The 12,943-nt window shown below is 27.2% G+C and carries 11 protein-coding genes and 1 pseudogene; 6 read left to right on the top strand and 6 right to left on the bottom strand.

Annotated elements, in window-relative coordinates:
• The first annotated feature begins 257 nt into the window (after positions 1–257).
• The gene (locus QIA41_RS04265) at positions 258–836 is read left to right on the top strand and encodes a hypothetical protein (RefSeq protein WP_320292779.1); all 579 of its coding nucleotides are present in this window, start codon (positions 258–260) and stop codon (positions 834–836) included.
• 274 nt (positions 837–1,110) lie between these two features.
• Here the strand turns inward: QIA41_RS04265 and QIA41_RS04260 are convergent.
• From QIA41_RS04260 to QIA41_RS04250, 3 genes and pseudogenes are all read right to left on the bottom strand, one after another.
• A pseudogene (locus QIA41_RS04260) lies at positions 1,111–1,792 on the bottom strand (YfcC family protein); the annotation flags it as partial.
• Positions 1,793–2,255: 463 nt separating this feature from the next.
• The gene (locus tag QIA41_RS04255; protein WP_320292778.1) at positions 2,256–3,275 is read right to left on the bottom strand and encodes a glycoside hydrolase family 3 protein; all 1,020 of its coding nucleotides are present in this window, start codon (positions 3,273–3,275) and stop codon (positions 2,256–2,258) included.
• Positions 3,263–4,744, bottom strand: coding sequence for a UTP--glucose-1-phosphate uridylyltransferase (locus tag QIA41_RS04250; protein ID WP_320292777.1), 1,482 nt, complete (start codon positions 4,742–4,744; stop codon positions 3,263–3,265). Before QIA41_RS04250 ends, QIA41_RS04255 begins: the two co-directional genes overlap by 13 nt.
• A 139-nt stretch (positions 4,745–4,883) precedes the next feature.
• Here QIA41_RS04250 and QIA41_RS04245 point away from each other — a divergent pair, with 139 nt between their 5' ends.
• Positions 4,884–6,674, top strand: coding sequence for a phosphoglucomutase (locus QIA41_RS04245; RefSeq protein WP_320292776.1), 1,791 nt, complete (start codon positions 4,884–4,886; stop codon positions 6,672–6,674).
• A gap of 78 nt (positions 6,675–6,752) precedes the next feature.
• Here QIA41_RS04245 and trpS read toward each other — a convergent pair whose 3' ends face one another.
• The 3 genes from trpS to QIA41_RS04230 all read right to left on the bottom strand — a co-directional run bounded on the left by trpS (position 6,753) and on the right by QIA41_RS04230 (position 9,815).
• A complete protein-coding gene (gene trpS / locus QIA41_RS04240) occupies positions 6,753–7,805 on the bottom strand; it encodes a tryptophan--tRNA ligase (RefSeq protein ID WP_320292775.1) in 1,053 nt (350 codons plus the stop codon).
• A gap of 2 nt (positions 7,806–7,807) precedes the next feature.
• The gene (locus tag QIA41_RS04235; RefSeq protein ID WP_320292774.1) at positions 7,808–8,896 is read right to left on the bottom strand and encodes an AI-2E family transporter; all 1,089 of its coding nucleotides are present in this window, start codon (positions 8,894–8,896) and stop codon (positions 7,808–7,810) included.
• A gap of 61 nt (positions 8,897–8,957) precedes the next feature.
• The gene (locus QIA41_RS04230; protein WP_320292773.1) at positions 8,958–9,815 is read right to left on the bottom strand and encodes an HAD family hydrolase; all 858 of its coding nucleotides are present in this window, start codon (positions 9,813–9,815) and stop codon (positions 8,958–8,960) included.
• A 125-nt stretch (positions 9,816–9,940) separates the two neighbouring features.
• Between QIA41_RS04230 and cdaA the strand changes: the two genes are divergently transcribed.
• From cdaA to QIA41_RS04210, 4 genes are read left to right on the top strand one after another with little or no spacing between them, the layout of a single operon-like run.
• Positions 9,941–10,711 (top strand): diadenylate cyclase CdaA, encoded by a 771-nt coding sequence (gene cdaA / locus QIA41_RS04225; protein WP_320292772.1) that lies wholly within the window; start codon positions 9,941–9,943, stop codon positions 10,709–10,711.
• Positions 10,712–10,717: 6 nt separating this feature from the next.
• Complete coding sequence (locus tag QIA41_RS04220; RefSeq protein WP_320292771.1) at positions 10,718–11,722, top strand: YbbR-like domain-containing protein; 1,005 nt, start codon at positions 10,718–10,720, stop codon at positions 11,720–11,722.
• Positions 11,719–12,096, top strand: a complete 378-nt coding sequence (acpS, locus tag QIA41_RS04215; protein ID WP_320292770.1) for a holo-ACP synthase — start codon at positions 11,719–11,721, stop codon at positions 12,094–12,096. Before QIA41_RS04220 ends, acpS begins: the two co-directional genes overlap by 4 nt.
• A 3-nt stretch (positions 12,097–12,099) precedes the next feature.
• A complete protein-coding gene (locus tag QIA41_RS04210; protein WP_320292769.1) occupies positions 12,100–12,939 on the top strand; it encodes a DUF2225 domain-containing protein in 840 nt (279 codons plus the stop codon).
• Positions 12,940–12,943 lie beyond the last annotated feature (4 nt).

Raw genomic sequence — 12,943 nt, 5'->3', positions numbered from 1 at the left:
ATATAATTTTTAATTAGTATAGACATTTGCCTCCAAAAAAGATTAACCTAAAACTCACTTAAAAATTAGACAAAAATAGATTACTGTCCGTTGATGCACATAAAAGGAACCTTACAAAAATTTACATCTCTAACTAAGGCATACATTAATGCAAACCTAAAACATATAGGAATCTCCAAAATACTAGTAAATTGCAAAATCGTAAATGCTTATATATTTAAATATATAAGCATTTATACTATACTAAACTATACTGAATGAAATATATTGTTATTTTACAAATCTTTTTATTAATGTGTAATATTAATTTATTTTCTCTTCAAAATAAATTAAATACTTCTAGCTGGGAATTCCCTAAAGAGGATATAATAAAAAAAAAGATGAGAATGGGTATAATTTACCATAACTATATAAATCCTATCTTTTACAATGAAACATATAAATACATGGCCTTTATCGGGATATTGACATCTTATAATGAATGGATAGAAATACAGTTTAGTCCCATAAATTTTTTTACTATACCAACAAATGAAGATTTTGTTTCAAATACTTATTTTAACTTAGCCCTAACTATTTACATTGTTAAATATTCAATTTCAACCGACACACTTACTATAAAATTCTTTATTGGAACTCAAGTCAATTTAACTCTAAGAACTACTATATTTGTAGGAAAAACAACTAATGCCTTTCTGTATCCAATTCTTCCAATAATTACCTTAAAATTTGAAATTGATTTCATACCCAATAACTACAGCATTTACTCCAAATTATCAACTTCTTTTAAAGAATTTATTCTTTTAGATCTAGGAATCTCTATATTCATAAAATAACCTCTGTCAAGCATTAAAATTAATGGTTTTTTCATTAATTTTAATGCTTGACAGAGGTTATTTTATGAATCGAAACATATTTACCAACCTCTTTATCCTTCTCCTATAATTCTATACAATTAAAAATATTTTCATGATTATCACAAAAGAAAATATTTAATGGCTTAAAAATTATTAATTCCTATCTCAGCAAAATTAAGCTTTTCTAATATCATTTTTTACCCATTGACTTTCCTTTTACAAGTAACATTTCCAAGCTATAAAAAATTCTCAACTAAAAACTCAAATAAATGTTGGCTATAATAACTAAAATAGAAATAAAAAAAATCAATAATAAATAATGGTAACACAAACTTAAACCAAGTGCCATAACTCAACTTAGATATACCCAATACAGCCATTATAACTCCGCTTGTGGGCGTTATTAAATATTAATAAGTCCGGATGAAGTTTGCATAGCTATAACAACCGAAGACCTTGGCATCAACAAAAAATCAGCAAGTGGAGCCATTATTGGCATAGTTAAACTAGCATGACCTGATGAAGATGGAACAACGAATCCTATAACTACTTGAATAATTTCATTCAAAATGACAAAAAGGGGTCTTGGAAGATTATACAAAAGATTAGTAGCGGCATTTAATATCGGAGCTATAATCAAACCGTCCTCACATACTATCATTACACCTCTAGCAAGCCCAATAATGAGGGATGCTGTTATTAGACTTTCTGAACCCTTCGCAAAGGCATCCCACATTTCAGATTCACCCAATCTACAAATAAAAGGCTGCTACAATAGCAACCCCAAGGTATAACATCGTCATTTCTTGCATCCACCAACCAGATGGAACAATGCCAAATATTAAAAGCAATATCATAAACCCAAATAAAAGCAAAACCAATTTATGAGCAAAGGTAAATTCAAGAACATTCTGAGCATTATCTAAGATATTAAGATATTGAATTGGATTTAAAAATCCAATTCAATATGAGGAAACTTTTGGGGTCTAAGACGTTAGAGAAAATCAAACTAATAAATTTGACACTTTTGTTTCTAGTATCGGATTTTAGAAACTATATAAATTATATATGCCTCTGCCAACAATGACTATTTATGGTAATATTACTATAAATAGTCTTTAAATTGTAACACTCTAATTATTCATATGTTTTTACACAACTTTTTTCAAACGCAAGTCCAATTCATTTGCTGCAATTAGCAAACATTTGATTTTCTTCTTAAAACTATAATACCTTTTAGCCTTGAGAACATATTAAAGACTATATACCTTTTGAATAATAACTGCCAATTTATCGTTTATATTCATAAATTTATAACATGAAAAAATTTTAACCATTTTTATTATTTTTATCTAAAAAACAACATGTCAAAAACTAAAAACCACTCTTTAAAGCAATCTAAGGAATAAGGACTATATTTATACCAGAATTTAAAGACTTTTTAATAGCATTTTTAATATTAGAAAAAGTTCTCGTGATTGCACCCATATCATAAGAATCTGTCATCATAATACTAGTAATATTTAAATTTTCTCTTATAATATTAACAATACTTTTAGACATGCTAGTTATATCTTTAGAAATTTTAGGAACATTTACATGGCCAATCATGATAAACTTAGCAGCTCTACCAAAAACAAACGGCACAAAATTATTTAACATTAAAAAACTTTTGCTATATGGCAAAAACGCCACATATTTATGCGTATCAATGGTTGTTCCCCCCAATCCAGGAAAATGTTTAATTGTTGAAAATACACCATGATTTTGCATACCATCAATAAAAGCTTCTACCATAAGTCCAATATTATAAGCTGAATATCCTCCAAATGTTCTATTTAACAAAGGGGTATGTGGTGTAAACTTTATATCGGCAACTGGAGCCATATTTAAATTAATACCAAGTCTACGCAACTGCTTAGCAAGAACTTCACCAATTTTATAAATAAGATGCAAATCTTTAACGCTGCCTATATACTCCATAGCTGGGAAATTATAAACTCCCATTTTTTTATTTTCACTAGCTCTACTAACTATCCCCCCCTCTTCATCAATAGCAATAAAAATATCATGTCCAATATGACTTTTTATCGTATTAATCAATCTTTTCACCTGCTCGGCATCTTTCAAATTTTCTCTAAATAAAATTATGCCAATCGGATTAATCTTTTTTATTCTATTAATATTATCGGTATCAAGTTCTTGGGCATTTTTAAAATTTGTTAAATTTCTAATTCCAATAAATAAGCTTCTATCTTTTAAAATGGTTTGAAAATCGAATTCACCTAAAAATTTCCTTAAATCTACAAGATCTGATTTATCCTTGTTAAAATATTCATAATCTATTTCTGGCAAAGATTCTATTGCAAATAAATGCAAACAAAAAAAAACAAAAAATAAAGATTTCAAAAAGACCATCTACAGCACCCACTAAATAAACCATAGTCTTTTGACAACAAAGCAGAAAGAGAGCAATCCAAATCTTTAATAGAATCAGACTCATCAACTCTATTCCTAAAATAATATTCATGCCTCTTATTTTCAAAATAATTACTATTAAGCAGCATATCAATAAATAACTTTGCAGGAAGAAATCTTTTACCTCTGTCAACCGTTAAAATTAATGGATTTTCCATTAATTTTAATACTTCCCACGTTATTTGCTCAACCGAAACATATTTACCAACCTCTTTATCCTGTTCTATAATTCTAATCGGCATTTTTTCTATTATTTCATCAATATTTTTTATCAAATACTCTAAATTAAAAAGCCCCGTAGCACAATTAAATAACAATTTATTACCCTTATTCTCAAAATCTTGTATAATTTTTGAAGAAATCCCCCCACCAATATCAACGCAAGTTAAACGATTATCACCATTTACTGCTAATACCCCTCCCTTAAAATCTGTCTTACTTTTAAAACTAAATTCAAAACCAGAAGAACAATTGGTCAAAGCCATTAAAGCAAGGGCTTTAAAATTAATTGTAAAGCCCATATTATCAACATTGCCAATGTATATAAATCTTTTTCCAGATTCATAAAGCTGTAAATAAATATCTTTTAAAATTTTAAAATTTTGACCATGACCTGCAGGCAAAGCTAAAATAGAATTATCATTTTTATTATTCTTAAGGGCAAAATATTGATAATTAGAGTTATTCAATTTTTCATAACAATAAACTAAAGGTTGGACAGCTGTAAAAATATCTTCTTTTTTAAGATTGCAAAAATTTACACTTTTAATCAAATCATCTACAAATAAATCATCTAAAAATTTTGAAATAAATTCATCCGTCTTGCAATTAGTCATTTGAAATATTGAGGGTTTAATCATTTTACCATAAAAAGACTTGTATTTTTGAGCAACCATTAAAAGGTGTCTAATTTTCAAAGCCAAAAATGAAAATCCAAAACTACCGTCTTTGTTAATATAAGCTGGGGTTATACCCTTTGGAAATTTTCCAAATTTTTCTTTAAATTCAAGTATTTTGGATTCATATAGCGTATACAAATCTTCATTTAAACTTCTATTTTTAACTAAATCAAAATAGCTTGTTGCAGAACCCCCATTTAAGATTCCAAAAGAAAGATATGGGAAAAGAAGTAGTCCCAAATTTTCAAGATCATAAGAAGAAAAAATATAATAATCACTCTCTTCCCAGCACAATAATTTAGAAAAATCATGAAAATATTTTTTTAAATTATCTTCAACTAAATCTTTTTTAAACTTAAAATTCAAAATCTCATCCGAAATATTAAAAATATTTTCATGATTATCACTGGGAAAATATTTAATGGATTCAAAATTATTAATTCCTATCTCACCAGAATTAAGTTTTTTCAGTATCATTTCAGAAAAAATTTTGTCAACTTTAAAATTCATAAGTAAAAACTAAAATCCTTAAAATCAAGCTTATTAATATGAGCAAAAAAACAGATTTTTTAAGTATAATAAATAAATAAGCATATTATTGACCATTATAGCAATAATATGACTAAAATATCAATGAGAAGAAATTTATATGCTTAAACAATATTCACTTAACACAAAAAATTTTAAAAAAGCTCTTGATGAGATGATATTTTCTCCTTCGGGATTTAGAAAAATTTTTGCAAAATCAAAAAATGAAGATTCAATAGAAAATGAAATAAGCAATGAGGATAAAGTACTAATAGCGCTAATAATCTTCACAGTATCAAATTATTTTAAAAATGAATCCAAGCCCTATATTGGATTGGGACTAGACTCAAGACCAACTGGTAACATTATTGCAGAAATAGCAATAAAAATATTAATAACAAACAAAGAAAAAATTAAGTATTTTGGGATACTTCCAATAACTGAGATTTTGGCTTGTACAAAAAACAGTAAAGATTCCAAGGGCTTTATTTATATCTCTGCAAGCCATAACCCAACGGGTTACAATGGAATAAAAATAGGATTAAGGGATGGTGGCGTACTAAATTCTGCAAAAATTCATGAAATAATAAAAGAAATTAAAAATAATAGTCAAAATAAAAAGTTGATAAATAATTTAATTCATACTCTAAGCAAATTTGATGAAAATAAATCTTACTTAGAATATTATAACAAAACAATAATATCAGAAAAAAAAAATAAACACCAATCTTACGAAGCATATAAATCATTAATACATGAAATAGCATATGAAAACGATATTAATAATAAAAATATCGAAAAATTAAAAAAAAGAATACTAAAAAATCCAATTGGGATAATAGCTGAAATGAATGGAAGTTCTAGAATCAATTCAATAGATAAAGAATTGATAAAATCTTTGGGATTGAAAATAGAAATACATAATGACAAAATAGGTATTTTTAAGCACAATATTATTCCTGAAGGAAAATCTTTAAACGAATGTAGAAAGCTGCTCCAAAAAAAATACATAAAAGACAATTCTTTTGAGTTGGGGTATGTACCGGACTGTGATGGAGATAGGGGCAATTTGGTGTTTATAGACAAAGCGACAAACACCACAAATATCATAGAAGCACAAAAAATATTTGCACTTGTAGTAATTTCAGAGCTTAGCTACCTTTATTATACAGGAATAAAAAATAATATAGCCATAGTGACCAATGATGCAACATCTCTAAATATTGAAAAAATTGCAAATTTTTTCAACGCCAAAGTTTATAGAGTAGAAGTTGGAGAGGCTAATCTAACGGAAATGGCGGATGATTTAAGATCTCAAGGATTGATTGTAAAAATCTTAGGAGAGGGATCAAATGGGGGTTGTATAATACATCCTTCAAGGGTAAGAGATCCGATTACTACTCTACTTAGTATTGTAAAATTATTAAAAATGAAAGAACTTTATCAAATATGGTGTAAATTGTCTAAAAATCTCTATAAAGAAAAATACAGCTTAAAAGATATTTTAAATACAACAAATTTTTATAGCAATGTAATAGTATCATCCAAAAAGGCCAATTTAAAGAATCTCAAAATAGAAAATCAAGAAATTTTAAAAAGCAATTATGAAAATTTATTAACTAAAGAGATAAAAAGCAATAAATTATTTCAAGAATTATCAATAGTTGATTATGAAATCATTAACTATGAGGGCAAAAGACAATCTAAAACTAGAACGGGAGACGCCTCAGGAGGATTAAAGGTATTGTTAAAAACTAATAAAGAAATTGTTGCAACTTTATGGATGAGAATTTCAAAAACAGAACCAGTAACAAGAGTGCTCAGCGAGGTTATTTATACAAAAAAAGACATTTTATTCAAGTTGCTAGAATTTAATAAAAAATTAATAAAAAAGGCAAATAATCTACCATAATAATTAATAAATATTGTTTGATTTGAATAATAAGTTACATACTACTACTTTATAAATTTAGTATAAAATCAACAATTTTCATTCTTCATTTTTTATTTTTTCAACACTATATTTTATTCCATTCCAAGTTTTTGAAAGCCCTATTAAATCTTTAACATCCTTTACCACTTTATTTGCAATGAGCCTTGCCTTGTTAGTACCATCAAAAATAATTTCATTAATGAAATTATTTTTTTTTGCTTCATAAAAACTTCTTTTATCTCTGATTGGCTTTAAAAAGCTGTTCAAAGCTAAAAACAACTTCTTTTTAACCTCAACATCACCTACCTTGCCCCTCCTATACCTACTTTTGAGATCTTCGACTTCTTCATGGTTACTATTAAAAATATTATGATAAATAAAAACAGGATTACCTTCAACATTGCCGGGAATATCTGCCCTTATTCTATTTGGATCTGTATACATAGACATAATTTTTCTTTCTAGCAACTCCTCATCATCGTTTAAAAAAATTGCATTATCAAGGCTCTTGCTCATTTTATTTTTACCATAAATACCCACTAAAGGACGAGAATCTGTGAAAACAGATTCGGGTATTGGGAAAAAATTGTTTTTGTACAAATGATTAAATCTTCTTGCAAGTTCTCTTGCAAATTCAATATGAGATTCATTGTCACGCCCAACGGGAACTAAATTTGCTTTTGCCATTAAAATATCTGAACTCATAAGAACAGGATATCCCAAAAGACCATAAGGGATCTCTTTAAGTCCGGCCGCAATACTCATGTCTTTTATACTTGGAATCCTTTGCAAACGCGCAACAGTAACAATCATTGAAAATATCAAATGAAGCTCGAATAGATCGGGTATGGCTGATTGTAAATATATACTAACCTTATCGGGATTAATCCCACAAGCAAGATAATCTAAAACCATTTCTCTAACATTATAAGATATTGTATTAACGCTTTTTAAATCAGGCTTTGTAGTCAAAGTATGCAAATCTGCTATAATAAAATATGTTTCATACTCTTCCTGAAATTTTAACCGATTTACTACAGATCCTACATAGTGTCCTAAATGAAGAGCACCGGTGGGTCTATCTCCTGTAAGCATAATTTTTCTTTTCAAAATCAAATCTCCTTATCTTCGCCTGAAACATGGTTAATATTGCTTAAAATTTCAGAACCACCTAAAAATACAGAAAAAGACTTCAACCAACTAACATTATCAACTATTACCTTTACAATAACAGTAAAAGGATAAGCGATTAAAAGACCAACAATGCCCCAAAGCCATCCCCAAAAAAACAAAAAACACAAAAGTAAAAATGGCGAAATGTCAAGTCTTTCTCCCTGCATTTTTGGCTCAAGAATATTTCCAATCAACATTTGAACAGAAGTATTGTATATAAAAATATAAAGCACTATATTTAAATTTGGATAAAATTGGATTAAAGATGTTATTACAATAAAAAAGACAGCTAATATAGATCCAATGCTGGGGATAAAATTAAAAACAAAAGTAAGAACTGCCCAAACAAGAGGAAAGTCTTGTCCAAACAAAGTTAATCCAATAAACACTAAAATACCCGTTAAGCAACTCGCAAAAATTTTTATCCCTAAATATTTACCAATTTGATTATTAATCGTATCTAAAGCCTCAATAAATCTAGTAGATACTGGCTTTTTAAAAGCTTTATCAAGCTTTATTCCAAAAACATGTATTTCTGAAAGCAAAAAATACAGCAACAAAAAGACTACTACCAAACTACTTGTAAATCCAATAATCTCATTAGAAGCTCTTGTTAAAAAAGGATAAATGTATTCAGAAAAATTCATATCATTAATAACAGAACTATCAACTTTATAGCGGCTAAGAACATCTTTCATAATAAATGCCAATTGATTTTGATAGTAGGGCAATTGGCTCATTAAAACACTAACACTGTAATAAACAAAACTAAAAATCAAATAAGAAAAAGAAAATAATAAAAAAAATATAAGAAAAACTATTAAAAATTTTGGAACTTTAAATCTTGCCAAAAAAGTATAAACGGGATAAACTAAAAATCCCAACACTATGGAAATAGCCAAAGGTTTAAATACAGCTTCTGCTATTTTAAAAGCCCCAATAAATATTAAAACTATAACAATACAATAAAAAACAGATTCTATTCTCCAGGGTTTTAACCCTGGATTTGTATTTAAATCTTTAAACATATTCCCTCTTTTCGTTTTTTTTATCGCTTTAATCAAACTAAACAAAAACAAATTAAATAAATTACACGCTTAAGCAAATTTTCTCCATTATCCAGTTATAAAGCTTGGTACCCTTACTATAATTGGCCTCAGCAAAATCTCCCACTCTATTTTCATAAAACAATTTTTTTGCGTGTGTATCATTTTTATGATACACTGTCAAGGTATTTTTACAGTGCTTCAAAATATTATTTAGGATTTCAAATGCAGGAATATCACTAAATCCATCTGCAATGTAAAATATATTTTTAAAAGGAATTTGTCTTTTGTTCTTTGGCACTCTCTCATTAATCTTTTCATAAGACCCTTTATTAATTTCAAAAATAACCCTGGTTTTTATTGTATGATCTACAAAGTAACAAACACTGCTTAAAACTTTATTTTTAGAAAATTTTTCATCTCTAAATTCATAAAAAGGCATCAAATAAGAGTCTATAAACTCACATGCCCACACCTTGCTAACATAAGGAGCAATTTTGCTTCCCAAAATCATTTGTCTAAATCCACTCGAAACGATATAAATTTTAACTTGCGAATTATTATTTTCCAACCTCTTATTTATTTCAGATATCTCGTCAAATAAATCAATAACCCCTTCAAAAAATCTTAACTTAGCGCCTAATTTGAATAATACTCTATTATTCAAATCATTAAAAAACCCCTCTCTTACATAGGTTAAGAAATGGGATAAATATATCATTTCATTAGAAATTATATTATAACCGTTCTGCTTGTAAACATACTCTAAGCTTTCAACTTCTTTCCAAAAAGAACAAGAATCAACGCAATACTCATTAAACAACACTTGCTGCATATTGCCATAAATAAGGGTATTGTCAAAATCAAATATTAAAGCTACAATATTTTCTCTTTCATTCATAAATTTAAAAACAATTTAATTTAATTTTGTAATTATAATATAATTACAAACTGTGTTTATTTATACATTTTATATTATACTAATATAGATTATAAGTACAGCGCTTTAACAATGAGTAAAAATTTGTGATAGATATAAATGATTTTAATCAAATAAAAGATACTTTCTCAAGAATTTTAGATCTAAGCTTAATTAGCATATTGGTATACTACATATACAAAAACGTAATCAATTCTTATTCTACAAATCTACTAAAAGGAATGTTGATTATTACCTCTATAGGTATTATTTCATATTATTTAAATCTCCATACTACTAGCTGGCTATTAAATTATATAGCCAATATATTGCCAATAGCAATAGTCATACTTTTTAATCAAGAAATAAAAAAAATAATAATGCAAATGGGAAATTTCAATTTAGCTTTTAAGCTTTCGAATAAAAAAGAAGAAACTTTAAAAGTTATTTCTGAAATCCTAAAAGCAGTTAAACACCTGTCTGAAAACAAATCTGGCAGCCTAATATGCATCGAAAAAAAAATACAACTGGAACAAATAATAAATAAAGGGACTAAAATTGACGCACTAATATCTAGCGAATTATTAATATCACTATTTGAACGCGAAACTCCTCTTCACGATGGGGCTGTAATAATTAGTAAAAATAAATTAAAATATGCGGGCTCATTTTTACCATTATCTAATGTTGACTCTATCAGCAAAACATTTGGAACAAGACATAGAGCGGGTCTTGGAATTTCTGAAAATTCTGATGCAATAACAATAATAACCTCTGAAGAGACTGGATCTATTTCTATTACAATCAATGCAAAATTAGAGTACAATTTAAGCTTAAATGAAATTAGAAATAAATTAAATCTCGAGCTAATAGAGTAACACATAATGAAAATAGGCAAAAAAATAACAAATATAATAAAGTTACTATTTGATGATTGGCAAAATAAAGCTATTTCCATTTTAATAGCTATTCTAATGTTTGTAGCGTTTCATTTTAATAAAATAGAATCAATAACAACTGAAAAAGAATTCAAAATTATCTTAAATGATCAAATAGCCCTTGGAAAAATTCCCGATTTTAATAAAGTTAAGATTACAATAAAAGTCAACAAAGATGACTTAAAGTACCTTGATCTAAATAAAATAATATTATTTATTGAAGCGTCAAAAATAAAGATTCCTGGAAAATACAAGCTGCCAATAAAAATAAAAAACCTTAACTCAATACAAATTGCAGAATATAAACTTTCAAAAACAAATGTTTTGCTAAATCTTGATAATAAAATTTCTAAATTAGTTAAAATAGAGCCCAAGTTTAAACTTATAGAAAAAGATGGTAAAGGAGAATATTTTATTGCAAAATACAATATATTACCTGAACATCTATTAGTATATGGGCCTGAACAAGAGCTCAAAAAAATAAACACTATCCAAACCAATGTAAAAGAGTTTGATACAAGAACCCTATTTGTATCGGATTACCTTGAGGTAGTTCCTCCAAATCCTCTAGTTATGTTTGAAAAAAGTCATGCAGTAATCAATATTTATTTAAACAAAAAGTATTCCAACACAACAATAAAATCTCCTAATATTATTTTTAATAATCTAAAAAATGGTCTTGAGATTAAAGATAAAGAAAAAATAATAAACTTGGAAAGCAAAATGTTTGTAAAAATAAAAACAAGGCTTTCTGAAAATCAAATTAAAACTCATATAAGCAATCAAAACATAAGCCTTGCTTTTGATTTAGCAGATATAAAAACTCCCGGGATTTACAACATTACCGCAAATATACTTCTTAAAGAAAATATTAATGAAACAGAAATATATGATTATGAACCCAAAAAAATAAAATTGGAAATAATTGAAAAACCAGAGATCAATCCATGAAGTCAATAGGATGTGATATAATAAAAGTTAAAAGATTTAAAAGTTTTTTAGAAAATAAAAAGAAAATGGAAAGATTCTTTACTCATAAGGAAATTGAAAGTTTTAAATTAAAAGGGAACAACAGAATTATGGAAAGTTTAGCTGGAAAATTTGCAGCTAAAGAATCTTTAATTAAAGCGTTAACCCCACTGTTGCAAAATAAAATGCATTATGGGCTTAAAGATATTGAGGTAATAAAATCTTTAAAAGGAAATACAAAATTTTGTTTGCATAATGAAATTGAAAAATTTGCAATAAAAATGGATTTAAAACTATACCTAACAATATCCCATGAAAAGGAGTACGCTATTGCATTTGTAATGGTAGAGAGTTAATTCATGAAAAAAATATCATATTTTACAAAAGAAAAAACTGAATGTCCTATATGCTCTTTTAGATTTCAAAAAGAAGAACTTTTGACAGGAAGTAGCAGATTAATAGCTGGAAAATTAAAAATTGATCTAAAAAGAGAATATGTAAAAAACGACAAATATGGGAATATTTATCCTAGAATATATTCTATAACAGTATGTCCAAAATGCTATTTTGCAACATTCCCAGGCGAATTTAATTCAATTCCTAAAAACAAAAAAGAAATTTTACAAAATAAAAAATCTGAAAGAAAAAAAATAAATGAAATTTTTGATGACTCGATCAACTTCAACAAATCTAGAACATTAAAAGAAGGAGCTGCAAGCTATATTCTTGCCATGCTATGTTATGAGCATCTTGAAAAAAATCATAATCCCACTTTAAATCAAGCAAAATCAGCAATAAGAGCCGCCTGGATATTTGAAGACCTTGAAAAAGAAGAGCCGAATAAAAACTATAATTATCTTCAAAAAATATTTTACCACAAAGCTGCATATCTTTATAAATTAGTTATCGAAAAAGATAAAGACAATTCAGAGCCTATTAGTTTATCAACCATATTTGGTCCAGATACAGATAAAAATTATGGTTATGACAGTGTTCTCTACTTATCAGGCCTTCTAGAATACTTTTATGGAAATAAAGACAATAAGGAATACAGATACAAACAATTAAATGACATAAAAACCACTCTTTCTAAAATAGCGGGAATGGGCAAATCTTCAAAAGAAAAGCCATCGATACTTTTAGACAAAATCAAAGAAGTTTACTTCAAAATATCAAAGGAAATGAAAAATCTTAAATAAATAA

This window comes from Borreliella sinica (genome assembly GCF_033969665.2).
Taxonomy (GTDB): Bacteria; Spirochaetota; Spirochaetia; order Borreliales; family Borreliaceae; genus Borreliella; species Borreliella sinica.
The sequence above is the reverse complement of the archived record's forward strand: the minus strand, read 5'-3'. Positions and strand labels throughout refer to the sequence as shown.